At 64.3% G+C, this 23,643-nt stretch carries 21 protein-coding genes, 1 tRNA gene, 1 other RNA gene and 1 pseudogene; 12 read left to right on the top strand and 12 right to left on the bottom strand.

The window, feature by feature from the left end:
* Positions 1-5 precede the first annotated feature (5 nt).
* From MNQ99_RS09000 to mptB, 6 genes are all read right to left on the bottom strand, one after another.
* On the bottom strand, positions 6-830 hold the full coding sequence (locus MNQ99_RS09000) for a CDP-alcohol phosphatidyltransferase family protein (protein WP_241915182.1): 825 nt from the start codon (positions 828-830) through the stop codon (positions 6-8).
* Positions 827-1,894, bottom strand: a complete 1,068-nt coding sequence (locus MNQ99_RS08995; RefSeq protein WP_277883616.1) for a glycosyltransferase family 2 protein — start codon at positions 1,892-1,894, stop codon at positions 827-829. The genes MNQ99_RS09000 and MNQ99_RS08995 overlap by 4 nt, the downstream gene beginning before the upstream one ends.
* Positions 1,891-2,643, bottom strand: coding sequence for an ABC transporter ATP-binding protein (locus MNQ99_RS08990; protein ID WP_241915180.1), 753 nt, complete (start codon positions 2,641-2,643; stop codon positions 1,891-1,893). Before MNQ99_RS08990 ends, MNQ99_RS08995 begins: the two co-directional genes overlap by 4 nt.
* A gap of 14 nt (positions 2,644-2,657) precedes the next feature.
* On the bottom strand, positions 2,658-3,506 hold the full coding sequence (locus MNQ99_RS08985; RefSeq protein WP_241915179.1) for an ABC transporter permease: 849 nt from the start codon (positions 3,504-3,506) through the stop codon (positions 2,658-2,660).
* A gap of 118 nt (positions 3,507-3,624) precedes the next feature.
* The gene (locus MNQ99_RS08980) at positions 3,625-4,044 is read right to left on the bottom strand and encodes a DUF3224 domain-containing protein (RefSeq protein WP_241915178.1); all 420 of its coding nucleotides are present in this window, start codon (positions 4,042-4,044) and stop codon (positions 3,625-3,627) included.
* Between the two features lie 45 nt (positions 4,045-4,089).
* Positions 4,090-5,622 carry a polyprenol phosphomannose-dependent alpha 1,6 mannosyltransferase MptB gene (gene mptB, locus MNQ99_RS08975; RefSeq protein WP_241915177.1) on the bottom strand — a complete coding sequence of 511 codons (1,533 nt, stop codon included), beginning with the start codon at positions 5,620-5,622 and terminating at the stop codon, positions 4,090-4,092.
* Positions 5,623-5,830: 208 nt separating this feature from the next.
* Here mptB and orn point away from each other — a divergent pair, with 208 nt between their 5' ends.
* The 3 genes from orn (at position 5,831) to def (ending at position 7,390) form a co-directional block, all read left to right on the top strand.
* Positions 5,831-6,445, top strand: a complete 615-nt coding sequence (gene orn, locus MNQ99_RS08970) for an oligoribonuclease (protein ID WP_277883615.1) — start codon at positions 5,831-5,833, stop codon at positions 6,443-6,445.
* A gap of 151 nt (positions 6,446-6,596) precedes the next feature.
* Positions 6,597-6,669 (top strand) — tRNA-His (locus MNQ99_RS08965).
* A 148-nt stretch (positions 6,670-6,817) separates the two neighbouring features.
* Positions 6,818-7,390, top strand: a complete 573-nt coding sequence (def, locus tag MNQ99_RS08960) for a peptide deformylase (RefSeq protein ID WP_241915176.1) — start codon at positions 6,818-6,820, stop codon at positions 7,388-7,390.
* Between the two features lie 8 nt (positions 7,391-7,398).
* Here the strand turns inward: def and MNQ99_RS08955 are convergent, their stop codons facing one another.
* From MNQ99_RS08955 to MNQ99_RS08945, 3 genes are all read right to left on the bottom strand, one after another.
* A complete protein-coding gene (locus MNQ99_RS08955) occupies positions 7,399-7,599 on the bottom strand; it encodes a hypothetical protein (protein WP_127514882.1) in 201 nt (66 codons plus the stop codon).
* A gap of 100 nt (positions 7,600-7,699) precedes the next feature.
* A complete protein-coding gene (locus tag MNQ99_RS08950) occupies positions 7,700-9,160 on the bottom strand; it encodes a glyceraldehyde-3-phosphate dehydrogenase (RefSeq protein ID WP_241915314.1) in 1,461 nt (486 codons plus the stop codon).
* Positions 9,161-9,424: 264 nt separating this feature from the next.
* Complete coding sequence (locus MNQ99_RS08945; RefSeq protein ID WP_241915175.1) at positions 9,425-10,453, bottom strand: acyltransferase family protein; 1,029 nt, start codon at positions 10,451-10,453, stop codon at positions 9,425-9,427.
* Between the two features lie 344 nt (positions 10,454-10,797).
* Here MNQ99_RS08945 and MNQ99_RS08935 point away from each other — a divergent pair.
* Positions 10,798-12,064, top strand: a pseudogene (locus MNQ99_RS08935) (IS3 family transposase).
* Between the two features lie 103 nt (positions 12,065-12,167).
* Here MNQ99_RS08935 and rnpB read toward each other — a convergent pair.
* Positions 12,168-12,560: RNase P RNA component class A (rnpB, locus tag MNQ99_RS08930), an RNA gene on the bottom strand.
* Positions 12,561-12,690: 130 nt separating this feature from the next.
* On the opposite strand from rnpB, the gene MNQ99_RS08925 reads away from it, so the two are divergent.
* The 4 genes from MNQ99_RS08925 (at position 12,691) to MNQ99_RS08910 (ending at position 18,393) form a co-directional block, all read left to right on the top strand.
* A complete protein-coding gene (locus MNQ99_RS08925; RefSeq protein ID WP_241915173.1) occupies positions 12,691-13,455 on the top strand; it encodes a YaaA family protein in 765 nt (254 codons plus the stop codon).
* Between the two features lie 248 nt (positions 13,456-13,703).
* Positions 13,704-15,455, top strand: a complete 1,752-nt coding sequence (locus MNQ99_RS08920) for a hypothetical protein (RefSeq protein WP_241915172.1) — start codon at positions 13,704-13,706, stop codon at positions 15,453-15,455.
* Between the two features lie 70 nt (positions 15,456-15,525).
* Positions 15,526-17,289 (top strand): accessory Sec system protein Asp2, encoded by a 1,764-nt coding sequence (locus MNQ99_RS08915; RefSeq protein WP_241915171.1) that lies wholly within the window; start codon positions 15,526-15,528, stop codon positions 17,287-17,289.
* A gap of 123 nt (positions 17,290-17,412) precedes the next feature.
* Positions 17,413-18,393, top strand: a complete 981-nt coding sequence (locus tag MNQ99_RS08910; protein ID WP_241915170.1) for an SGNH/GDSL hydrolase family protein — start codon at positions 17,413-17,415, stop codon at positions 18,391-18,393.
* 38 nt (positions 18,394-18,431) lie between these two features.
* Here the strand turns inward: MNQ99_RS08910 and MNQ99_RS08905 are convergent, their stop codons facing one another.
* Both MNQ99_RS08905 and MNQ99_RS08900 read right to left on the bottom strand, forming a co-directional pair.
* Positions 18,432-19,172 (bottom strand): zinc ribbon domain-containing protein, encoded by a 741-nt coding sequence (locus MNQ99_RS08905; protein WP_241915169.1) that lies wholly within the window; start codon positions 19,170-19,172, stop codon positions 18,432-18,434.
* A 74-nt stretch (positions 19,173-19,246) separates the two neighbouring features.
* A complete protein-coding gene (locus tag MNQ99_RS08900; protein ID WP_241915168.1) occupies positions 19,247-20,257 on the bottom strand; it encodes a Nif3-like dinuclear metal center hexameric protein in 1,011 nt (336 codons plus the stop codon).
* A 101-nt stretch (positions 20,258-20,358) separates the two neighbouring features.
* On the opposite strand from MNQ99_RS08900, the gene msrA reads away from it, so the two are divergent.
* From msrA to MNQ99_RS08880, 4 genes are all read left to right on the top strand, one after another.
* Positions 20,359-20,883, top strand: coding sequence for a peptide-methionine (S)-S-oxide reductase MsrA (msrA, locus tag MNQ99_RS08895; protein ID WP_241915167.1), 525 nt, complete (start codon positions 20,359-20,361; stop codon positions 20,881-20,883).
* Between the two features lie 88 nt (positions 20,884-20,971).
* Positions 20,972-21,907 carry a cysteine synthase A gene (cysK, locus tag MNQ99_RS08890; RefSeq protein WP_127514866.1) on the top strand — a complete coding sequence of 312 codons (936 nt, stop codon included), beginning with the start codon at positions 20,972-20,974 and terminating at the stop codon, positions 21,905-21,907.
* A 77-nt stretch (positions 21,908-21,984) separates the two neighbouring features.
* Positions 21,985-22,572 (top strand): serine O-acetyltransferase EpsC, encoded by a 588-nt coding sequence (epsC, locus tag MNQ99_RS08885; RefSeq protein ID WP_136786967.1) that lies wholly within the window; start codon positions 21,985-21,987, stop codon positions 22,570-22,572.
* 46 nt (positions 22,573-22,618) lie between these two features.
* Positions 22,619-23,605 (top strand): diaminopimelate dehydrogenase, encoded by a 987-nt coding sequence (locus MNQ99_RS08880; RefSeq protein ID WP_241915166.1) that lies wholly within the window; start codon positions 22,619-22,621, stop codon positions 23,603-23,605.
* The last annotated feature ends 38 nt before the right edge of the window (positions 23,606-23,643 follow it).

The raw sequence follows: 23,643 nt of genomic DNA, 5'->3' as shown, positions 1-23,643 counted from the left end.
GGAGCTCACTTCCGCAGCCTCGGCGACGCCATGATGGCGACGAAGTGGCCAATGTTGACGAGCAGCACCGCCGGCACCATCACGTAGAGCAGCCAGCGCTCCCCCAACACCGGCACGCCTGCAACCACGGAAACTACTGAGGCGGCCAGGATGAGCAGGCTCATTTCCACCGAGTGCAACACCCGGTGAAAGGGCAGGAACCGGGCCAACCGGCGCAGCCGTCCAACCAAGGTCGCGGCTGGGACTGCCTTGGCCGCGGCGGTGTCCGGCAGCTTGTCCATTCCTGCCAGCGCCCGTGAGGCGTGGACCATTTCGTTCTGGGCTTTGTTCAACACGATCAGGAACGCTAGCAATGCACCGAGGAAGAGCAGAAAGTAAGCCTGTCCCGGATCCCGGCCAAGTAGCCCAAAGTCCCCCAAACAACGCAGTCCCAGCGCGATGGGTATCAGGCCCTCGGTGGTGTAATGGCCGATCTTGTCCAAGAAGATGCCCTTGGGGCTCTGGGTTCCGCGCCAACGCGCAACTTCCCCATCACTGCAGTCGAAATATAACTGCAGTTGCGAGAAGAACACGGCCAGCAGCGGCCCCCAGATGCCTGGGATGAGCAGGCAGGCGGAGATGGCCCAGCCTGACAGGATCATTAGCCCGGTCACGCCGTTGGCGCTGATCGGGGTGCGTACCAGCACGCTGGTCAGGTAGATGGAGATGTGCCGCAGGTACAGCTCGGCCGTCCAATGCTCCGCGTTCTTGCGGCTGCGCACTTCCGGCGGCTGGGCGACGGCGCGCAACTGCTCGAGTGTGGGATGGGCCGGGCGGGTGGTGCCGGTCATGACTTCCTCCGGCTGGTGTCGACAGTGCCGGCTGCGCCGAAGAGTCGGCCACGAAGGTAGCCCAACCCCCAGCTGATGTGGATGCTGGGCAACACTGCAAGCAGACGGACCCGTTCGGCGGGGCCCAAGTCCCCTCGCATCGTCGCCGAAGCACCAACCACGCCTGCGCCGTACAGCACAGGGAAGAGGGATGCCGCCGACGCTGCACTCTTCAGCCAGGCCGGCCAATTGTGGGTCGACCCACTAAAGCTGGCGATTGCTGCTGCTGCGCCGGTTGCCAATCCTCCTACCAACAGCGGTGGAATGAAATGTCGTATCGACTTGCCCGATCTGTGACGGCGAGCCAGCTCCGCTCTCCAAATGCCCGCCGCATAGAACTGCCTCACCAGCTTGTCCCAATCGGCACGTGGCCAGTAGGTAACCCTGAGCCGCGGATCGAACCATACCGCGAAGCCAGCTTCCCGGAGCCGCAAGCACAAATCCCAATCCTGCCCGCGCCAAAACGTCTCGTCGTAACCGCCTACGGCCGCGAGCGCTTCACGACGGAAAACCCCCAAGTAGGCGGACTCGGCCGGGCCCTCCGGAGCCCCGCTGTGGTAAGCCGCTCCCCCGAGACCAAGCGGAGAATGATAGGCACTTGCCACGGCTCGCTGAAAGGGCGACCGTCCCTTTGCATCCATCAACCCGCCAACGTCGGCGGCTCCCGTGCGGAGAAGAGCTTCGACGCCTTTCGCCGTGTAGTCAGGCTCCAGTTCTGTGTGTGCATCTACGCGGACGACGATCGGATACTGGGATGCTTCGATAGCCAGGTTCAGCCCGCTGGGCGTCCTGCCAGTCGGCGAATCAACGGCCTTTATCCTCTGTTCCCGGCGTTTCAGTTCCTCAACGATTTCATTCGTTCCATCCGTTGACGGACCCAGGGCGAGGACGACCTCTTTGGGTCCTTCGTAGCGCTGCTCGAGGACGCTGAGCACCGCGTCTGCAACATGACCCGCCTCGTTCAGAATGGGCATGATGTACGAGACGCCCGGAGTGCCCGATATCGGCGCCAGAGTCCGACTCATTGATTCCGCAACTTCTGGTAAGCCCTGATCACTTGCGTCGGATCACCGTCCATGCGAAGTTCGCCCTTTTCGATCCAGAGCGCACGACTGCAGGTGTCCTTGATCGACTTCATAGAATGCGAGACGAGGAACACGGTACCCGCATTCTCGCGCATCTCCCTGATGCGGGCTTCGCTGCGCTGCCGGAAGCGCTGGTCACCGACTGCAAGCGCTTCGTCGACGATCAGAATTTCGTGCTGTTTTGAAGCAGCGATGGCGAACTTGAGGCGTGCCTGCATGCCGGAGGAATACGTGCCCATGGGCAGGTCGATGAACTGCTCGAGTTCCGCGAAGGCGATGATCTCGTCCTTGAGTTCGGCCATTTCAGCTTTGGTGAACCCCAACGCTAGGCCGCCCAGGATGATGTTCTTTTCACCCGAGAGCTTCGGCATCAACGCAGCCCCGACACCCAACATGCTGGGACGGGACGAAGCGTAGATAGCACCCCTCGTGGTTGGTGTTAACCCCACAATGGCCCGCATCAACGTCGACTTGCCGGAGCCGTTGGAACCGATAATGCCAATCGACTCGTTCTCATAGGCCTTGAAGGTCACACCCTTGAGGGCGTGAACTGTGCGAAGGGCCTTATGCGGCGTCAAAATCTTGCGTGTACCCTCTTTGAGGCCTTTGCCCGAAGCATGCGCTTTGTACTCCACGTGGACGGAGTCCGCAATGACAACGGGTTTGGCACCCTGTGACGTTTCAGCCATGGTTCCGCCCTTCCTCAGTAGATCCTGCCGTAGCGTTCCTCGGCCTTCCAGAAGAAGACCACCCCTATCACTAGGAGAGAAACGCTCCAAATGCTGGCATAGATCCAAAAAACGGGGTCAACAGCGTAATCGCTGAGCATGGCACCACGTGCTAGCGACAGGAACTCGTACAAAGGGTGGTAGTCGAAGAAGGTGACCAACCAGGGAAATTTACCCAGGATCCGGTCCACTTGGAAGAACACCCCTGATGTGTAGAACAGCACACGGGTGATGATCGGAATGATTTCCTTGATGTCCGTCAAATGCACAGTCAATCGCGCCGCAATCAGTGCGACGCCTGTGTTGAACATGGTCATCAAGAAAACGAGCGGAACCATCTGCAGCCAACTCCAGGAAATCGGGTTCCCGGTCAGGAGGACGATCAAGGCCATGACAGCTAGGATCGGCACCAGATTCATGAGCTGCTGAATGACCGCTCCGAGGGGGAGGGTGATTCGGGGAAACGCCAAGGTCTGAACCAGTGCCTTGTTCCTCATAATCGAGTCGGCACCATGCGAAAATGAACTGGCGAAGAACTCGAAAAGGAAAACTCCGATGACAATATAGGCAACGACGTTCTCTGGCCGCCGGTCTCCTTGAAGTACACCGAAAACGAGTCCATAAATCAACGCGTTCATCGTGGGCTTGAGTGCGACCCAAGCCATGCCTAACCGATTTTCCTCGTTGCTGGCCTGAATCCGATACTTCGCCATCGAGGTGGTCAGTTCACGGCGGCGCCAGACTTCGGCCAGATACTCGCGCAGAGGCGGCCTTTGGCCAACCCGCTCAAGGTTATTCTGCGCCGCTTCCTCGGCAAGGCTCATGCCACATGTCCCTTACAGGTCAGTCAAATAAAACGGTAATCGCGACGGGTCGATAGCCCGCCGCGCCCCTATCGAGTGTAGTAGATGGATCCGTTCCAGTTTGCGGCCGGCCGGGGGCTCATGCTTCGCTGTCGCGAAAGAACACCCGTAGTTCAAGGCTGTGCTGCCCTGCTGCGTCCTGGACGTAGATGGCTTTCCCCACAATTCCTTCGAGGGCGCCCGTGCCGGAACCAGGGATGATGTGGCCGTCGCTTGCCGCGGCTTCGCCCTCGGCGAGGCCCCAGTGTTGGATCACCATAGTGCCTTCACGGCCGTCCACAGATCCGGTGAAGACTTCGGACGCGACGTATCCGGCACCGGATGCATTGCCGGCCATGAGCAACTCGGCCCGGCTGGTCCCTGTGATTAAACCGTCAAAAACCTTGGTCACGAGTACACGGCTCAGATCGGAGTTGGTCCCTTCGACTTCGTACGGTTCGGGAACCCAGTCGGTGACGTCAAAATCTGCGGCGATGATGTGTTCGGCGTCGTTGGTCATGGGGCCTACGGTCTCCTAGGTAGCTGCCGGGAGCAGTTCAGGGCCTCAGAAGAGGCGCTGATCGTCTGCGTCGGCGTATTTCTTGCGGAAGAGTTTGCGGGTTTTCGGGTCCAAGAACACCAAGTACAAGGCGAAGGCAACCGCCACGATGCCGGCAAGAAGCCGGGCCATGTCGAGGTCGAACTCGATGTACGGGAAGATATCCAGCTGGTCCGTGATCGCGTAGATCATCAGGAACGACGTCACCGCGTAGACAGTCCGAACCTGCCAGTCATTCCGAATGCCGGTGGCGGCGAAGAGCGGCAGCAGCCAGACGATGTACCACGGCTGGATCATCGGGCCCAGCAACACCACGGCGGCCAGTGCCAGCGCCAACCGCCGGACGATTCGGTCGTAGCTGCCGCGGAACATGGTGTAGAGCACTATCAGCACAGCCGCGACTTTTCCGGCTGTGTACACGGCGGCTTGCACGAAAGCGCCATCGAACCCCAGTCCGCCGGAGATCAGCCCCAGCAAGATCCCCAGCAGTCCGACCGGTGCGTACCAAATCATCAGGCCGGCACCTTGCTGGCTGAGCGCTCCAACCCAGCCGAAGCCGAGGCCGTTGATCACGCCCATGACGGCAAGCAGCCCGAAGGAAAGGCCGGCGGTGAGGGCCCAATAGCCAAACTTGCGCGGCCAACTGGCGCCCTTGCCCGCCCACAGCAGCCCGATAAACGGCAGGAAGATCAGCGTGATCGGCTTAATGGCTATGGAGAGCGTCACCAGCAAGATGCCCAGCAGCACCCGCCGGGTTGCCGCGTAATAGAGGCCGGCAAGGGCAAGTCCTAGCATCAGGGCATCGTTGTGGATGCTGGCAATGAAGGTGGTCAGGAACAGCGGGTTGGCGCAGGCCAGCCAGAGCGCACGGTTGGGATTGATCCCGTGCAGTTCCGCGAGTTTGGGGCCGTAGTAGACGCACATCGCGGCCCCGGCGATAGCGAGGATCCGGAACATGACGATGGAGTATTCCGGGTGCCCACCGCTGAGCCAGACGATGAACTCTTCCAGCCACAGGAATATCGGGCCGTAGGGAGTTGGGCTGCGCGCCCAGAGATCGTCGGCGCCGGTCTGCAGGTAATTCTGCAACTGGTCGTACCCATCCACATAGGGATTGAGGTTGTTGACCATAACCTTGCCCTGCGCGATATAGGCGTACACATCTCGGCTGAACAGCGGGATGCTCAGCGCCAGGGGCGCGCCCCAGGCGACGATTGCGGTCAGCGTGGCCCGGCGCGCTTCGGCCCCCCAGACGGTGAACTGCTGACCCAACCGCAACCACGCGCGAACCAGGATCATGCCGCCCAATGCCAGCAGGATCACCGAGAGGACAACCCCGACCAATTCCACGCGGAGAAAGATCAGCAGCGGCCAGCGGCGCAGTTCGGACACCGAGGCCAGCCAGCCGACCCCCAGAGAACCAAAGAACATCATGAAGGAACCGACGGCGCCCTCGATGATGCTCAGGGTGGACCGCTCCTTGACGTCGCTTCCGCCCCGAGGGACAGAGGGCTCGGCCGTAGGTCTTTGCGCGGTCATCGTCTCGGCGGTCCAATCACTCCGGGGTCGGTACACCTGGTCCGGTGCGGTCATCGTCTCGGCGGTGGTCCGCACGCCTCAGAACGGTCAGGCGGACACATCAGCAGGCAGCCGCTGATGGTGCTTTCTGCATGTTAGCACCGGGCACCTCGCCAGTCCGCGCGAACTCGTCCCGCGAGGCAAGACCAGGACGCGATACATTTGACAGGTGCCAATCTCTAACGAACATATTGTCTGGATCGACTGCGAAATGACCGGGCTGGACCTCGAGGCGGATGCGCTGATCGAGGTTGCAGTCCTGGTCACCGACTCGGAACTCAACGTTTTGGGCGAAGGAGTCGATGTTGTCATCAAGCCCAGCGCAGAGTCCCTGGCCCAGATGAACGACTTCGTTCGAACCATGCACACCACCTCCAAGCTGCTGGACGAGCTCCCACACGGCATGACCATGGCGGACGCCGAGGACAAGGTGATGGAATACATCACCCAGTGGGTTCCGGAGCCGCGCAAGGCACAGCTGGCGGGCAACTCCGTCGGCACCGACCGGACGTTCCTCGCCCGGGACATGCCGCGCGTCATAGACCATTTGCACTACCGGATCATCGACGTCTCCACCATCAAGGAGCTGTCCCGCCGCTGGTTCACCCGTGCCTATTTCCAATCCCCGGCCAAGAGCGGCGGACACCGCGCGCTGGGAGACATCAAAGACTCCATCAACGAACTTCGTTACTACCGCGAAGCTGTCTTCGTCCCCTCCCCCGGCCCGGATTCCGCCACCGCCAAGAAGATCGCGGCCGGCATCAGTGCCGTCCCAGCCGACTAGAATGTTAGCTATGCCACTTTCACGCCGGGAATGGCCTAAAGTGGCAAAGGCCAGATGAAAAGCATGTAAACTAGTCTGCGTTGCCTCACTGGTTGGAGACCGGCAGGAACCGCTTGAGCGGGGCCCGTCGGGAGGAACAAGTTGGCACATGGTGGGTATAGCTCAGCTGGCAGAGCGCCTGGTTGTGGTCCAGGAGGTCGCGGGTTCAATCCCCGTTACTCACCCCGAAGGTCCGGCATAGCCGGAAGGAAGAGCCGTCCCGCACGTCGGGACGGCTCTTTGCATGTCCCGCTGCAGCGGGAGTGTTCCCACGGCACCGTCGAGGTGGCAGTGCCCACGCCGGAGAACCTTCGTCCTGACTGAAGGAGAAAAATGACTGTCCGCCCCGTCACCGTCACCGGAGATCCGGTGCTGCACCGCCGCGCCGTCGAGGTGGAGACCTTTGACGATGAACTCCGGGCCTTGATAGCGGACATGTTCGACACGATGGACGAGGCGAACGGGGTGGGCCTGGCTGCTCCCCAAGTGGGCGTTGGCCTGCGGATCTTTACCTACGAGTTTGCCAACGACGACGACGTCCCGCCGCGGGGCGTGCTGGTCAACCCAACGCTGGTGCTCGGCAAGGTCTCCGGCGCGGAACCCGACCCCGACGAGGAAAACGAGGGCTGCCTGTCCGTGCCGGGTCACAGCTACCCGCTGAAGAGGGCGGAGTGGACCCGAGTCCGCGGCTTCGACGCGGACGGCACTCCGGTGGACTTCGAGGCAACCGGTTGGTTCGCCCGCGTGATGCAGCACGAGTACGACCACTTGGACGGCAAGCTGTACATTGACCGGCTCAATGACCGGTGGGGCAAGCGCGCCCGCAAAAACATCAGGAAAGAAGGCTGGGGCATCCCCGGCAACACCTGGCTACCGGGCGTCGATCCGGATCCGTTCGGCCACTGAACCCTTCGTCAGCTGTCGGTGAGGCCCGACTTGTGGTCTTTCTCGCAGCGGCGCAGGTCCTCCAGCGTAATGTCGCGCAGCCGTTTGAGCTCGTCGATGCGCTTCTCCGGCACGCTGCCGCGGGCATATGCATCCTCCGCCGCGTGCAGCAGCCGCTCGGCTTCCTTGTGATTGGCCTGTGCCTGTTCCCACCGCGTCATCTCTACCATGCCGCCATTGTAGGAACGCCGTCCGGCTAAAAGCCATAGCAAAGGCCGGCGGCATTCACTGCCGCCGGCCTCCGCCGTCGTTATTGCTGGATGTGCCCGGTTAGACGGTTTCCGCCACCGGCTCCATCACGGCCGGGAAGATCTTCGGGTTGACCCCGGCGATCTCTTCCAGCACGCGGACCACCTGGCAGCTGTAACCGAACTCGTTGTCGTACCAGACGTAGAGCACGGCGTTCTTGCCGTTGGCGATGGTTGCCAGACCGTCCACCACGCCGGCGCGGCGCGAACCGACGAAGTCGGTGGAGACAATTTCCGGCGAGTTGACGTAGTCAATCTGCTTGCGCAGATCCGAGTTCAGCGACATGCCGCGCAGGTACTCGTTCAGGCCTTCCTTGGTGGCGTCCTGCTCCAAGTTCAGGTTCAGGATGGCCATTGAAACGTCCGGAGTGGGAACTCGGATGGCGTTGCCGGTCAGCTTGCCCTCGAGCTCCGGCAGGGCCTTGGCCACAGCCTTGGCAGCGCCGGTCTCGGTCAGCACCATGTTAAGCGCCGCCGAACGGCCGCGTCTCGTGCCCTTGTGGAAGTTGTCGATCAGGTTCTGGTCGTTGGTGTAGGAGTGGACCGTCTCCACGTGGCCGTGTGCGATGCCGTACTTGTCGTTCAGGGCCTTGAGCACCGGCGTAATGGCGTTGGTGGTGCAGGAAGCTGCGGAAACGATCTTGTCCTCATCCGTGATGTCCGAGTGGTTCACGCCGTGCACGATGTTCTTTAGGCCGCCCTTGCCCGGCGCGGTCAGCACCACGCGCGAGACGCCCGGGCACTGCAGGTGCTGGGACAGGCCGGCTTCATCGCGCCACTTGCCGGTGTTGTCCACCACGATGGCGTCCTTGATGCCGTACTGGGTGTAGTCCACCGACGCCGGGTCGTTGGAGTAGATGAACTGGATCAACGTGCCATTGGCCTGGATGGTGTTGTTCTCTTCGTTCACGGAGATGGTGCCGTCGAACGGGCCGTGCACGGAGTCGCGGCGCAGCAGGCTGGCTCGCTTGATCAGGTCATCGTCGCTGCCCTTGCGCACCACCACGGCGCGCAGGCGCAGACCGTGGCCGCCACCGGAGTGGCCCACCAGGATGCGGGCCAGCAGGCGGCCGATCCGGCCGAAGCCATAGAGCACCACATCGGTGCTGGTGCGCTCGTCCGCACCGTGCTTGCCGACAATATCCGCCAGCTCGGCCCGGACGAAGTCCTTCAGGTCCGTGCCGTCAGCCTCGTTCTTGAACTTAACCAGCAGGCGGGCTAGGTCGACCGAGCCGGCGCCGAGTTCCAGCTCGCTCAGTGCCTGCACCACGGGGAAGGTTTCTTCCAGCGGCAGTTCGGCGTCGTCGATTTGGCGGGCGAAGCGGTGCGCCTTGAGGATGCCCACCACGGACTGGTTGATCAGGCTGCGCCCGTGGATGGAGGTGACCACGTTGTTTTCTCGGTACAACCGGCCGATCATCGGGATCATCGCTTCGGCAAGGGCCTGGCGGTTGCTCCACGCATCTAGGGCCGACTCTGACATCTGGTTCACAGAATTACCTTCCTACATCAGCCGGGTTCTCCCTCGAGCCCGGTTGTCACCGCCGTGGATTTTCACGACGACGCCGCTTTCGCCAGACCATCTGTCCGGTTCCGACGGCATGCCACCGCCAACTGCCGGCGGGAAGCTTTAGGATCTGCGCGGTTTGGCCGCTCGTTGCCAAGCGACGTCAGTCACGCCTACCTGCTATCCATTCTAGGGACTGCTGGAAGCATCGGCGTACGCCTGCAGGTGAACTGCCTCACGTTAACGGGCATCGACCCGTTCGCCGCTCGACTTTGCAACCGCTGCCGAGTAGCTGCTGACTACATGGCCCGACGCGCGTCGGATGGTGTTCTCAAAGACTGGCAGAGCCAGCAGCATGGTGGTCACCGCAGCCAACACCAGGCCAAGGACGAGCACTCCTGTGCTCCCCCACAGGTCTTGGATTGCAGGCAGCGCCTCCGCCACGGCCAGGACAACGAAACCGTGAAGGACGTAGACCGCCAGACTGTGACGGCCGACTCGGGCGACGAACCCCTGCCGGTTCGGGGCTACGCAGAGCAGGGCGGCTATCGCGACAGCTGCTAGGAGCAGCAGCGCCCCTCTGGTGCCCAGACCCAAGGCGTCGGGAGTATCAAGCCGGTCGAAACTGAAGGAGCCATACAGCCATTGGTGCGGAATGTCCTGGCTGTAGACGAGTAGCCAGCCGCCCAGAGCAGCGACAAGGGCAACCGCTTTCCACACCAAGGTCGCCTCCCCCAGGGCGTGAACTATGCGCTTCCCGTAGGTGGCGCCCACTACGAAAAACGGGAGGAAAACCAATGCCCGTGAGAGCGACAATGAATAGCCGACCGAGTCCAAAGCGCCGACTACCAGTGCGATGACAATTGACAGCAAGATGGCCGCCCTGGGGAACCGCGCAATAGCCGGAAGCAGCAGGAGCCACCACATCATCCCGAGCAGGAACCAGAGGATCCAGAACGGCCGCTCGATGGAGAACTGCCGGTCGATGCCCAGAACGCTGACGAAGACAAAGTACAGGGTCTGAAACGCCACCAGAATCACAGCGAAGGTTCCAATGCGCTGGCCCAGCCGGCTTGTCTTGGCGGTCACTCCGGCCAGAAACACAAAGGCCGGCATGTGGAACATGTAAATGCCCGTCAACGCCAGCCGAGTGCCGTCCGCCTTCCAGGAACCGATCTCCTCGAGGAAGTGGCCAAGGACCACCGCAAAAATGAGCAGTCCCTTGGCGGTATCAAGTCGAAGGTTTCGCTGCGACGCCGGAGAAGTCATCCCAACACATTACAAGACCATAACGTGCAGGCCTCTGCTCCCGCACCGGCAGCCAGCGAAACCTGGCGCACACCCCAACGGCGCTAACCAACATTGGGGATATCTGTTGCTGCGGAGGACTGCGAGACTGTGCGGTAGCGAACCCCGCCACGGCCCCCAACTCTGCGGTGGTGTTCGGCAGTCGAAGCGGCCCCGTCGGACTCCCCAAAACTGAACTGCTCCCCGGAAGTTGGACTGAGAAATTCAGTTCCGACTCCCGGGGAGCAGTTTTATGCATGCATGTAGTTCGTTATCCGAGGATCAGCGCGAGTCCGCTGTAGCGTGGTTCGAGCAGGGCATCGCTTATAGGGCGACGGCCAGATTGCTGGGAGTGCCTCACTCGCCGGTCAAGCGGCTTTATCGGCGATGGAGGATTCATGGCCGAGGAGCGTTGATGACCAAGCAGACAAAACAGTCGTATTCGTTCGAGTTCAAGCTCGCTTTGGTTGAGCGGTTCCTCGCTGGTGAGACTGCCCCTGATCTCGCAGCAGAAGTCAGCTTGTCGTCGCCTCGCCTGCTCGAAACCTGGGTACGGGCATATCGCCGTGAGGGTGTGGACGCGTTGCGCCCGAAGCCTAGAGGCAGACCCAGAAAACCCGATGCCCCGGCACCCGCGGAGTTGTCCGAAGTGGAGCGGCTGCGGCTCGAGAACGAACGGTTGCGGGCGGAAGTGGCCTATCTGGGAAAATTGCGGGCCTTGAGGGCGCAGGAACGACGGTGAAGGTTCAGGCCATCATCGCTCTCAAGGCTGACTTTCCTCTCCCGGTTCTGCTGCAGGTCGCCGGCCTCGCCCGGTCGACGTTCTTCTATCACCAGGCCCGCCTTCAGGCCCCGGATCCGCAGGAGGCACTCAAGGCCGCGGTCGCGGAGATCTTCATGAAGAACCATGGCCGGTACGGGCACCGCCGCATCCATACCGAGCTGGTCAAGCAGGGGTGGTCGGTCGCGAAGAAGACCGTGCTGAAGCTGATGCGTTCCCTGCGGCTGGTCTGCAAAGTCCGGCGAAGGAAGCGCTACAACTCCTACCAGGGCGGGCAGGGCGCCGTGGCACCCAACCTGCTGAACCGGGAGTTCGACGCCGATGCCCCGAACCAAAAGTGGGTGACGGATGTGACCGAGTTCAGCGTCGGAGATCGGAAACTCTACCCCTCACCGGTCATGGACCTCTTCGACCGGCAGATCATCTCCTACGCCGTCGGCACGTCGCCGAATCTGCAGCTCACCAACACCTCACTGCGTGAAGCTCTGACAACCCTCGCATGCGGACAGAAACCGCTCGTGCATTCCGACCAGGGCTTCCAGTACCAGCACCTCTCATGGCGGCATCTTCTGAAGAACGCCGGCGCCGTCCAGTCGATGTCCCGCAAAGGTAACTGCTTCGACAACGCGGTGATGGAGAACTTCTTCGGACACCTCAAGGAAGAACTCTTCCACCACGTCCAATTCCTCAACATCGAGGCGCTGCAGTCCGCACTGCATGAGTACATGCACTGGTACAACACCGAAAGGATCTCAACAAAGCTCAAGGGCCTGAGCCCGGTGCAATACCGTGCTCAGGCCCTCGCAGCCTAGGCTCTTATTTAGCCGGTCCAACTTTCGGGGCCCAGTTCAAACCTGGCGGGGCTGCTTCCTTGTGGAACTGCCGCTTTGGTCCCCGGTCGGGGCGAAAATTTGTGGGACGGGTTGGCCTATGAGCCGGGTTCTGTCACCTGCGGCAGTTGCCCGCCGCCGGGTGGCGATCATCCATCTAGGAGCACCGTTGCCGGCGCCCTCAAGCGGCCTACCCGGACACTCGGGCGAGCAGCCCTCGATCGTGCCCTGTCTGGCCTTGCTCCGGGTGGGGTTTACCTAGCCGCCCCGGTCGCCCGGCGCGCTGGTGGTCTCTTACACCGCCGTTTCACCCTTACCAGGTGCTGCACGAGGCAGCCCTGGCGGTCTATTTTCTGTGGCACTTGCCTGCGGGTTTCCCCGAGTGGGCGTTACCCACCACCCTGCCCTGCGGAGCCCGGACTTTCCTCGGCAGACGAATCTTCGCAGACCCGTCCGACGCGATCGCCCGGCCAACCCGTCCCGCCTTCAGGATACGGCCTGCTCCCCCGCCGCCAGTAATCTGCTCAGCTTCTTCCGGATTCACTGAATGACGACGGCGGGGTTCCCGCCTTTCGTGCGGCGGTGCAGTACGACGGTAGGCTGCTACGGTGCTGATTCTGCTTCCGCCTTCCGAAGGAAAGACCGCTGCTGCCAAGGGACATCCGTTCGACCTGCACGAACTGCAGTTCCCGGAGCTCAATCCGGCACGCGAGGAAGTACTGGCCGCCCTCGCCCACATCAGCCACAGTCCGGACGCTTTGGCGCAGCTGGGCGTCGGCGCATCGTTGGCTGCGGAAGTGGAGCGCAATACCCGGCTCCACAACGAACCGTCCGCCCCTGCACACACCGTGTACTCCGGCGTGCTGTACGACGCCCTGGGCTACCGGAGCATGACCGCCACACAGAAGCGCAAGGCGGACGCCGCCGTCGTCGTTATCTCAGCACTCTGGGGTGCGATCGGTTTCGCGGACAGCATTCCGGCCTACCGGCTGTCCATGGCCGTGGGACTTCCGGAAACCGGGAAGCTGGCCTCGTACTGGAGGAAGCGGCTGCCCACGGCGTTGGACACCCACGCGGAGGGGCACCTGCTGGTCGACTGCCGCTCCAGCACCTACGCGGCGGCCTGGACGCCGGAGCCGGCCCGCACCGTGGTGGTCAACGTGTTCCAGGAACGCAACGGCAAGCGCACTGTCGTCTCACACTTTGCCAAGCACACTCGCGGCGAACTGGCCCGCCATCTGCTCACCCGCCGCGGCAAGGCGCCCGAGACGCCGGCCGCACTGCTGAAGGCGGCGCAGGAAGTCTGGCAAGCGGAGCTGGTGGCAGGCACGGCCCGCAAGGCGCACGCGCTGAACATTGTTCTGGGCGAATAGATCTCCACGCGGGCCTGGCGGCCCTTGGTCGATCACCGGAATGCTTGACTGACGCCCCTTGGTCGATCACCGGAAGGCTTGACTGGCGGCCCTGGGTCGATCACCGGGTTGCTTGACTGGCGGCCCTTGGTCGATCACCGAGTGGGGTTCGAGGCCGGGTAACCCGCGAGTTTGCCTGCCGTTCACCAAGGCCGCGTAGTTTCGGTGCGTCCGGGTACTTAAAGCATTGATGGAGGCGTTGGGGGCGCATGTCCGAACGAGAGCTAGATTTTGTCCACAGCGGCGTGCTGGTGCAGTACAAACGGCGCGCGGCGAAGCTGGACCGGCGCCACCTGATCGTCATGTTTGCGGGGGTCGGGCGGCTGGACAGCTACGAGTTTGACGGCAGGGCTTCCAGCGACAGCCAGGCGCACTGGCTCTGGATCAAGGACAAGTTCGACGGGCAGCACGCGTACTACCTGTGCCGGAATATGGACTTCTCCATTGAGCGGGCCGTGGTCGCGCTGATCGAGGCAGAGCTGCAGCGGCTGGGGCTGAGCCGAAAAGAATGCACGCTGGCGGGTTTCTCCAAGGGCGGGTTCGCCGCGCTGTATCTGGGCATCAAGTACAACTTCGGCAATATCCTGGCCAGTGCCCCGCAGATCTACGCCGGCACGCATACCCGCGGGAACCGGCCCAAGATCTTCGCGCATCTGACCGGCGGTGGCGGGCAGGCGGAGCTCGAGTCGCTGGACGGGCTGCTGCCTGACGCGGTGGCAGCTGATGAGCAGACGGAGAAGAACATCTACCTGTTCAGCTCCCCGCGGGACCAGTTCCACGCGGGGCAGATAGTGCCGGCGCTGCCGATGTTCGCCAAGTACCCGAACTTCAACTACATCGAGACAGATTCGGATCTGGTCAACGAGCACACGGATGTGACCCGCTACAACGTGCCGCTGATCCTGGCCACGCTTTACGCGCTCGCAGAGAACGTTGCGCCGCGCTACGGCACGGTGCGCAACGGCGACCGGATGCCGTCCCAGTTGCGCAGCGAGGTGCTGGCGCGGCAGCGGGAGGCCGGTAACGCCGTCGCCAATCTCACCGGCGTGCGGCTGTCTGGCTCGGTGTTCTTCCCGGAGGGGGTGGGCTTCCTGCGCGGGCACGCCACCGAGGATTGGGCCGATTTGGCCAGCACGCTGGTGCTCGCTGGGGAAGCTTCCCGGCACGAGTTTGCGCTGGGTGGGAACGAGGACGCGGGCACCTCCTTCCGGTACTTCCAGCAGGCCTACTGCAATTACCGGCTGGCTCGGTTTTCCTCGCGCAAGCACCAGGGCATCGACTTGGCCGGGCTGCCGGCGGGAACGTACGACCTGCGGCTGCGGCTGATGGCCCCGGACCGGGAGGCCGAGCAGCCGCTGGCCACGGGCACGCCGCTGAGCACCGAATCCCAGCGGGACGGACGGCTGTATCGCTTCCGCACCCGGCCCGGCGGCGCCGTGCTGGATGTGCGGCCGGTCCTCGGCACCGCACCGCAAGAGGCCTACTTCCGGCTGCGCACCAGCTGGGCACGCGGGCAGCGCGTGCACCTGGACGGGGACTTCGCCGTCCGCGGGGTGGAAGTCCCCGACAGCAAGGCCGCCCGCTACTACCTGGTGCTGCACGGACCCGCCGGCACCCAAGCCTTCGCTCTGGCCGCCGGCGGCTTCCGCGGGGACACGAACGTCTTCGGCGACGGGCTGAGCGACTACTCCGGCGCGCATTTCGGCACCCGCAAGGGCGCCGGCGTGGACATCTCCGCGCTGCCGCCGGGAACCTACCACGCCGCCGTCAGCCTCAGCTGCGCCGGCGGACTCTACACCCTCCCCACCGGCAAAACCGTACAGATCCGGACCGCCGACGCCGGCACCACCGCCGCCATGCACGACACCGCACCCGGACCGGCGTCGTTCCGGAGCGGGATCGTCCGTCTGGCGCCATCGGCGCTCCGGCGCCGGATCAAGCGCCGGCTGGCCCGGCGGTAACTTCGGCTCCGCACCCCGCGGTCGGCAGGTGTTTCCCCGGCGTTCATCCGGGCGCAGTAGCTTCGCAGGCATGCCCCAACGCGAACAGGACTTTCTGCACAACGGCGTCCTGGTGGAATACAAGACGCGCGAAGCCAAGCCGGACCGGCGTCACCTGATCGTCATGTTCACGGGGCTCCGGCCGCGGGACACCTACGACTTCGACGGTCAGTCCACGCAGGAGAACCAGGCCAACTGGCTGTGGATCAAGGACAAGTTCGGGCCGCAGCCCGCCTACACGCTGTGCCGGGACATGGACTTCGCCGTCGAACAGGCAGTGATCGCGCTGATCGACGCGGAGTTGCAGCGGCTGGGCCTGAGCCGGAACGAATGCACCCTTGCGGGAATCTCCAAGGGCGGTTTCCCCGCGCTGTACTACGGGATCAAGTACAACTTCGGCAATATCATCGCCTGCGCCCCGCAGGTCTACGTCGGCACGCACACCCGCCGGAACCGTCCCAAGACCTTTGCGCACATGACAGGGGACGGCGGGGACCGGGCGCAGGAACTGCTCGACGCGCTGATTCCGGACGCCATTGCCGCGGACCAGGGCACGGACAAGAACATTTACCTCTTCAGCTCGCTGCAGGACCAGTCCCACGCCGCGCAGACGGGCCGGGCGCTGCCGCTGTTCGCCAAGTACCCGAACTTCAACTACGTCGAGACGGACTCGGACCTGGTCTGGGACCATGCCGGGGAAATCCGCTACAACCTGCCGTTGATGCTCTCCGTCATGGCCGCAGTGGCCGACAACACCCCGCCGCGGTTCGGCGCGGTGCGCAACGGCAATCGGATGCCGTCCCAGTTGCGCAGCGAGGTGCTGGCGCGGCAGCGGGAAACCGGCTCCGCCGTCGCCCATCTCACCGGCGTGCGGCTGTCCGGCTCGGTGTTTTTCCCGGAGGGTGTGGGGTTTCTGCGCGGGCACGCCATCAAGAGCCGCGCTTCGCTGGCCGCCATGCTTGTCCTCTCCGGCGATGGGATCCGGCAGGAGCACGAGTTGGCCGGCGCCAGTGATCCGGCGATCTCTTTCAGGTACTACGAGGAAGCCGCCTGCGACTACAAACTGGCGAAGTTCACGTCCCCGGACAAACGCGGCCTCGACCTGGCCGGGCTGCCGGCGGGATCGTACGAGCTGCGGCTGCGGCTGATGGCCCCGGACCGGGAGGCCGAGCAGCCGCTGACCTCGGGCACACCGCTGAGCACCGAATCCCAGCGGGACGGACGGCTGTACCGCTTCCGCACCCGGCCCAGCAGCGCCGTGCTGGATGTGCGGCCGGTCCTCGGCACCGCACCGCAAGAGGCCTACTTCCGGCTGCGCACCAGCTGGGCACGCGGTCCGCGGGTGCACCTGGACGGGGACTTCGCCGTCCGCGGGGTGGAAGTCCCCGACAGCAAGGCCGCCCGCTACTACCTGGTGCTGCACGGGCCCGCCGGCACCCACGCCTTTCCGCTGGCCGCCGGCGGCTTCCGCGGGGACACGAACGTCTTCGGCGACGGGCTGAGCGACTACTCCGGCGCGCACTTCGGCACCCGCAAGGGCGCCGGAGTGGACATCTCCGCGCTGCCGCCGGGAACCTACCACGCCGCCGTCAGCCTCAGCTGCGCCGGCGGACTCTACACCCTCCCCACCGGCAAAACCGTACAGATCCGGACCACCGACGCCGGCACCACCGCCACTCTGCGTGACACCGCTCCCCTGCGGCGCCGAGACTTGAGGCCGGTCCAGCCGAGGGAACTCCAGCGGAGGATCAGGCGCAAGATCAGACGCCGACTGTCCCGCCTGGTAATGCGCTGACCAGCCCCTCCTGCGCCTTTATCCGCATGGTCCTTAAGGCTTATATTGGGCGTGCGCTCGAAGCCGCCATTCATCGGTGACCGGGGGCATTGCCACTGCCGGCGTGACCGTAGGGGAGGCACAGTGTCCTCGATTCAGCACCCCGTCCGGCGCCGGGCCGTCCTGGGCCTGGTACTGGCCGCGGTCCCCTGTGCGGTAGCCGCCGACCTCTCCGGCCATCCTGCGGCGCTGATGACGGCCGACCCCGCCCGCTCCGGCGCGCCGGAGATGGCCTGCTGGGGTTCATCGACCGCTGCAGGAATGTCCCCGGATTTGGCGCTCCTGGCCTCTGCCTACGGAATGACGTACTTCAATGGAGGCGCCGGCGGTCAGACCGCAGAACAGATCCTCGCGCGGCTGGGGTCCCGGCCGGCGCGCGTTGGCGCCGGTGTCATTCCGGCCTCCGGCGCCGTCCTCATGTCCTCACCGTCGCTGAGCCCCAAGGATGCTGCATCGTTCAGCGCTGCGGGCGCCCTCGCGGGCATCCAAGGGAAGCTTTCCAAGGCCCACGGTGCACAACCTGGCTACAGCTTCCGCCGCAGCCAGCCCGGCAATCGCCTGCGGATCCCTGACGGAACCCCGTTTATCTCCGCCGAGGGCAACGAGTTCAGGGCCGGCATCAGCCACCTGAGCATTGGCAAGAACAACCTCACCGGCAAACACCACGCTACGACCGACCCGGACACCATTATCGAGTGGACCCAGACGGCTGACGAGTGGCTTTCAGCCGCCGGCGGACACGTGCTCGTCTGGGGGCACTTCGTCAACACCGGAACGCACGCATCGTCGCCCGTGCGACGGCGCATCAACCGCGTGAATGATGCCCTGGCGGCGCGGTACGGTCCGCGGTACGTGGATCTGGACCGACTGCTGACACACCGAGGTGTTTGGGAGATGGCCGGCGTCCGGCCGACACCGGAGGACCTGATGGAACAGGCGCGGGGCAACAAGCCGCCCAGACTCTCCAGCAACCGTGCGCACCTGAATACGGCGGGGTATGCGGTCCTGCGCCGCGTGATCGAGGGCAAGCTCGACGATCTGGGCTGGCTTCCGCCAAGCCGATAGCTGCCGCCTCCGGGCGGCACCCGACCCGAAAATGCGGGCTAGCTGTTCCACTCCTCCGAGCGGATGAGGATGCAGCCGGAGTCCGGGCAAAAGACGATGTCGTCGGCGGCGGCCTTGCGGATGTCGGAAAGATCGCCGGCGCTCAGTTGCATGCCGGAGCCTTCGGACTTGCCGTGGAACAGGCGGGCGGCGCCGATGCCGCGGTGGGCCAGGGTCTTTTCGTAAACGGCCAGCAGGGCCGGTTCGAAGCTGCCGGCTAGTTCCTTCCGGTCCGCCGACACCGCGCCGCGTTCGCTTTCGATCCCGGCAAGTTCATCGTCGCGGGTGCGTTCCAGGCCGGACAATTCCGCGCGCAGCTGGTCGTTGGATTGCTGGTGCTCGGTGTGGCGGGTCCGCAGCGTCTCCAGCCGCTCCATGACTTCCAGCTCCACGTCTTCCAGGTCGCTGCGGCGCTTGTTCAGCGAGACCAGTTCGTGCTGCAGCGCGGTGAGGTCCTTGGGGGTACCCGATCCGCTGTCCAGGCGCTTCTGGTCGCGTTCGATCCGCGATTGGACCGTCTCCACGTCCGCTTCGGCGCGCTTCAGTTCACGCTCGGTGTCCTCGATCTCCGTGTTCAGGGCGACCAGTGACGATTCGGCAGCGGACAGCTTCTCCACCAGCGCATCGATCTCGGCGTTCTTGGCAGTGGCTGCAGCGCGGCGGCTCAATTGAGTGAGCTTGCCATCGAGTGCCTGCAGGTCGAGCAACCTGAGTTGCTCGGAAGCCGGTGCCTTCGCCATGTACGTCCTTTCAACACGCTGCGGAACCGTTGCGGTTCAGCTTCGTCCTAGCCTACCGTCCGGACGCGGCGCTGTTAGCCCGGCGTGAGGACGAAATCCCACGGGTCGGTGTTGGTCATGCTGACCTTGACCTCCACCGTGTAGCCCTGATCGGTCAGGACGTTGTCCAGCGCCGCGGAAGCCGGCGTCAGCCAGAGCCACTCGCTGCCGAAATGCGAGACATCGATCAGGTACGGCCGGCCATCCACCGTTCCTTCGCGCGCCTCGGAGGCGGGATGATGGCGCAGATCTGCCGTGACATACACATCCGCCCGGGACATCCGGACCTGGTCGAACAGCGAGTCGCCGGCGCCGCCGCAGACGGCCACGCTGCGGATGATTCCGTTCCGGTCGCCGGCCACCTTCACTCCCCCGGCAACGGCCGGCAGGATGCTGAAGACCTGCTCGGCGAATTCGCCCAGGGTCCTGGCTTCGGCCAGCTCCCCCACCCGTCCGATGCCTTCTTCGGGCAGACCGTTGTCGGCCGGAGACAACGGCCGGACGTCCTGCAGGCCCAGGGCATCGGCCAGTACGTCGGAGACTCCGCCCACGGCGCTGTCCCCGTTGGTATGGACGGTGACCAGGGCGCAGCCGTTCTCGATCAGCCGGTGCACGGCGTCGCCCTTGAAGCTGGAGGTTGCCACCGAGTTGACTGGCTTCAGCAGCAGCGGGTGGTGCGTGAGCAGCAGGTCGGCGCCCCATTCGATGGCTTCGGTGATCACGTCGGCGGTGGGATCCACGGCGAACATGATCTTCCGTACGTCGGCCGAGGGGCGTCCGACGACGGGGCCCACGGCGTCCCACTGCTCGGCCAGCGATTCGGGCCACAGTTCCTCGATGGCCAACAGCACGTCGCCAAGGACCGGTGTCTTCGGCTGCGCTTCGTCCGTTGCGGCGGCGTCCGTGTCCACGGGGTTTTCAGTTCCCGCTGGCAACTCGGTTCCTTCCGAGGCTTCGGTGCCCGCTGGGCTCTCTGTTCCCGCTGAAGTTGTGGATCCCGCGGGGGCTTCGGTGTCCCCGGTGCGGAGCAGTTCGTCGTCGACCATAGGTCCTTTTCTACCCCATCCGGCGCGGGCCCGCCCACACGCCCTGAGCGTAAGACTGACGCCCCGGGAACATTCGAGGGGTCCATGACATTGTTTAACCCATGAAGACTTTTGTGCTTGGCGGTGGCTGCTTTTGGTGCCTGGACGCGGTGTACAACATGACCCGCGGCGTGACGGACGTGGTTTCCGGCTATACCGGCGGCGCCGTGAAGAACCCGTCCTATGAGGCGGTCTGCGCCGGAACCACCGGCCATGCCGAGGTCGTCGCGGTCACGTTCGACGAAACGGTAGTGCCCGAGGACGTGATCCTGGGCATGTTCTTCGCTTCGCATGACCCCACCACGCTGAACCGCCAGGGGTACGACGTCGGCACGCAGTACCGCTCGTCGATGTTCTACATCGATGACGAGCAGAAGCAGACCTTCGTTTCGGCGATCGAACGGGCGCAGGCGGACTGGCGGGATCCGATCGTGACCGAGGTGGTCCGGCTGCCGGAGTTCTACCCGGCGGAGGAATACCACCAGAACTTCTACGCCAAGTATCCCCACGTCGGCTACTGCCAGGTGATCATCAATCCCAAGCTGGCCAAGGCCCGTAAATATTACGCCGAATGGCTCATCGCATAGCAGGCTGCTCAGCGCCCTGACTAGGCTGAAAGAAGTTTTGTTACTCCCATCGCTGTAGCGGCCTCCGGGCCAGAAGGCAGGAACACCCATGGCACCGATTTACGACGACGTCACCCAGGTTGTAGGACGCACCCCGCTGGTGCGCCTGAACCGGCTCACCGAAGGCCTGCCGGCCCAGGTGGCCGTGAAGCTGGAGTTCTACAACCCGGCCAACTCGGTGAAGGACCGGATCGGTGTGGCCATTGTTGACGCCGCCGAAAAGGCTGGAGCCCTGAAGCCGGGCGGCACCATCGTGGAGGGCACGTCCGGCAACACCGGCATCGCGCTGGCCATGGTCGGCGCGGCCCGGGGCTACAAGGTCATCCTGACCATGCCGGAGACCATGTCCACCGAACGCCGCGTGATGCTGCGCGCCTTCGGTGCCGAGATTGTGCTGACCCCGGGCTCCGAGGGCATGCGCGGTGCCGTGGAGAAGGCCAAGGAAATCGTGGCCAACACCGAGAACTCCATCTGGGCGCAGCAGTTCGCCAACGAGGCCAACCCGCTGATCCACCGCACCACCACCGGCGAGGAAATCTGGGCCGACACCGACGGCAAGGTGGACATCCTGGTGGCCGGCATCGGCACCGGCGGCACCATCACCGGCGCCGGCGGCCTGCTCAAGGAGCGCAAGCCCAGCGTCCAGATCATCGCCGTCGAGCCGGAAGACTCCGCCATCCTCACCGGCGGCAACCCCGGTCCGCACAAGATCCAGGGCCTCGGCGCCAACTTCATTCCGGAGGTGCTGGACACCAGCATCTACGACGAAGTGCTGGATGCCCCGACGTCGGCGTCGGTCGCCGTCGCGCGCGAGCTGGGCATCAAGGAAGGCATCCTCGGCGGCATCTCCTCCGGTGCTGCAGTCTGGGCGGCGCTGGAAGTGGCCAAACGGCCGGAGAACGCCGGTAAGCTGATCGTGGCCGTGGTGCCTGACTTCGGTGAGCGCTACATTTCCACGCTCCTGTACGACGACATCCGCGGCTAAATTAGCTTCCCTGCGCCAGACGGGCGGCGGCCGTTTTCCGGGCTGCCCGCGGCGCGATGTCCGATCAGAAAGAGCACATGGGTTTCCTAGCGCGACTGCGTGAAGACCTCGAGGCCGCCCGGTCGCACGACCCGGCGGCCAGGGGCCGCGTGGAGAATTTCCTGGCCTACTCCGGATTGCACGCCATCTGGATCCATCGGCTGACCCACAAAATGTGGGCCAACCCGTCGCTGCGGCTGCCGGCCCGACTGATCTCGCAGGCCGGCCGTTTCCTGACCGGCATCGAGATCCACCCCGGTGCGACCATCGGCCGCCGGTTCTTCATCGACCACGGCATGGGCGTGGTGATCGGTGAAACCGCGGAGATCGGTGAGGACGTGATGATCTACCACGGCGTCACCCTCGGCGGCCGTTCGCTGGCCAAGGTCAAGCGCCATCCCACCATTGGCGACCGCGTGGTCATCGGCGCCGGTGCCAAGGTGCTGGGACCCGTGGTCATCGGTGCGGACAGCGCCATCGGGGCCAACGCCGTGGTGGTCAAGGACGCCCCGCCGGAATCCATCATCACCGGCATTCCGGCCACCTTCCGGCACCGGGATCCGCAGCGCGAAACCAAGCCCGCCGTGGACCCGGCCGAATACATCGATCCGGCGATGTGGATCTAACACCCACTGCCTGACAAACCGTTGAACCTGACGAGAGGACAGAGCCTTGGGTGAATCGATTCGCATTGGTATTGCCGGCTACGGAAACCTGGGCCGCGGCGTGGAGGCCGCGGTGGCCAAGAACCGCGACATGCAGCTGGTTGGGGTCTTTACCCGCCGGAATCCCGCGGAGCTGGCCACGCTGCACGCCGAGACCTCCGTGAACACCATGGATGACCTTGCCGCGCATGAGGACCGGATCGACGTGCTGATCCTGTGCGGCGGCTCCAAGGAGGACCTGCCGCAGCAGGGACCGGTCATGGCGGCCCGCTTCAACACGGTGGACAGCTTCGACACGCATGCCCGCATCCCGGAGTACTTCGAGACCGTCGATGCCCCGGCGCGCGCCGCGCGGAAGACCGCGCTGATTTCGGCCGGCTGGGACCCCGGGATGTTTTCCATCAACAGGGTCTACGGCGAAGCCCTGCTGCCCGACGGCGACACCTACACATTCTGGGGACGTGGTCTCAGCCAGGGCCACTCCGACGCCATCCGCCGGGTACCCGGTGTGGCCGCCGGTGTCCAGTACACCCTGCCGTCCGAGGCCGCCATCGAGCAGGTCCGCAACGGCAGCCGCCCACAGTTGGAAACGCGGCAGAAGCACACCCGCGAATGCTTCGTGGTGCTGGCCGACGGCGCCGACCCCGCTTCGGTCCGCGAGGCCATCGTGACCATGCCGCACTACTTTGACCAGTACGACACCGAAGTCCACTTCATCACCGCCGATGAGTTGGCCCGCGACCACAGCGCCATGCCGCACGGCGGCATGACCATCCGCAGCGGCAACACCAGCGACGACCACGCACAGGTCATCGAATACGGACTCACCCTGGAGAGCAACCCGGAATTCACCGCCAGCGTCCTGGTGGCCTACGCCCGGGCAGTGCACCGGCTGAACCAGCAGGGCCAGTTCGGCGCCGTCACCGTCTTCGACGTCCCGCCCGGCCTCCTCTCCCCCAAGTCCGCCGCTCAGCTGCGCGCCGAACTGCTATAGCCGTCCAGCCCCACGGCCAGGCTCGACGGTGCGGAAGG

Source organism: Arthrobacter sulfonylureivorans (genome assembly GCF_022637435.1).
GTDB lineage: Bacteria > Actinomycetota > Actinomycetes > Actinomycetales > Micrococcaceae > Crystallibacter > Crystallibacter sulfonylureivorans.
Note: the sequence above shows the minus strand (reverse complement) of the source record. Positions and strands in the feature narration are given on the sequence as shown.

Excerpts from the sequence above, each read along its gene's own strand:
- MNQ99_RS09000 (WP_241915182.1), bottom strand. The coding sequence starts at position 830 with ATGACCGGCACCACCCGCCCGGCCCATCCCACACTCGAGCAGTTGCGC.
- MNQ99_RS08995 (WP_277883616.1), bottom strand. The coding sequence starts at position 1,894 with ATGAGTCGGACTCTGGCGCCGATATCGGGCACTCCGGGCGTCTCGTAC.
- MNQ99_RS08990 (WP_241915180.1), bottom strand. The coding sequence starts at position 2,643 with ATGGCTGAAACGTCACAGGGTGCCAAACCCGTTGTCATTGCGGACTCC.
- MNQ99_RS08985 (WP_241915179.1), bottom strand. The coding sequence starts at position 3,506 with ATGAGCCTTGCCGAGGAAGCGGCGCAGAATAACCTTGAGCGGGTTGGC.
- MNQ99_RS08980 (WP_241915178.1), bottom strand. The coding sequence starts at position 4,044 with ATGACCAACGACGCCGAACACATCATCGCCGCAGATTTTGACGTCACC.
- mptB (WP_241915177.1), bottom strand. The coding sequence starts at position 5,622 with ATGACCGCGCAAAGACCTACGGCCGAGCCCTCTGTCCCTCGGGGCGGA.
- def (WP_241915176.1), top strand. The coding sequence starts at position 6,818 with ATGACTGTCCGCCCCGTCACCGTCACCGGAGATCCGGTGCTGCACCGC.
- MNQ99_RS08955 (WP_127514882.1), bottom strand. The coding sequence starts at position 7,599 with ATGGTAGAGATGACGCGGTGGGAACAGGCACAGGCCAATCACAAGGAA.
- MNQ99_RS08950 (WP_241915314.1), bottom strand. The coding sequence starts at position 9,160 with ATGTCAGAGTCGGCCCTAGATGCGTGGAGCAACCGCCAGGCCCTTGCC.
- MNQ99_RS08945 (WP_241915175.1), bottom strand. The coding sequence starts at position 10,453 with ATGACTTCTCCGGCGTCGCAGCGAAACCTTCGACTTGATACCGCCAAG.
- MNQ99_RS08920 (WP_241915172.1), top strand. The coding sequence starts at position 13,704 with ATGTCCGAACGAGAGCTAGATTTTGTCCACAGCGGCGTGCTGGTGCAG.
- MNQ99_RS08915 (WP_241915171.1), top strand. The coding sequence starts at position 15,526 with ATGCCCCAACGCGAACAGGACTTTCTGCACAACGGCGTCCTGGTGGAA.
- MNQ99_RS08905 (WP_241915169.1), bottom strand. The coding sequence starts at position 19,172 with ATGGCGAAGGCACCGGCTTCCGAGCAACTCAGGTTGCTCGACCTGCAG.
- MNQ99_RS08900 (WP_241915168.1), bottom strand. The coding sequence starts at position 20,257 with ATGGTCGACGACGAACTGCTCCGCACCGGGGACACCGAAGCCCCCGCG.
- msrA (WP_241915167.1), top strand. The coding sequence starts at position 20,359 with ATGAAGACTTTTGTGCTTGGCGGTGGCTGCTTTTGGTGCCTGGACGCG.
- cysK (WP_127514866.1), top strand. The coding sequence starts at position 20,972 with ATGGCACCGATTTACGACGACGTCACCCAGGTTGTAGGACGCACCCCG.
- epsC (WP_136786967.1), top strand. The coding sequence starts at position 21,985 with ATGGGTTTCCTAGCGCGACTGCGTGAAGACCTCGAGGCCGCCCGGTCG.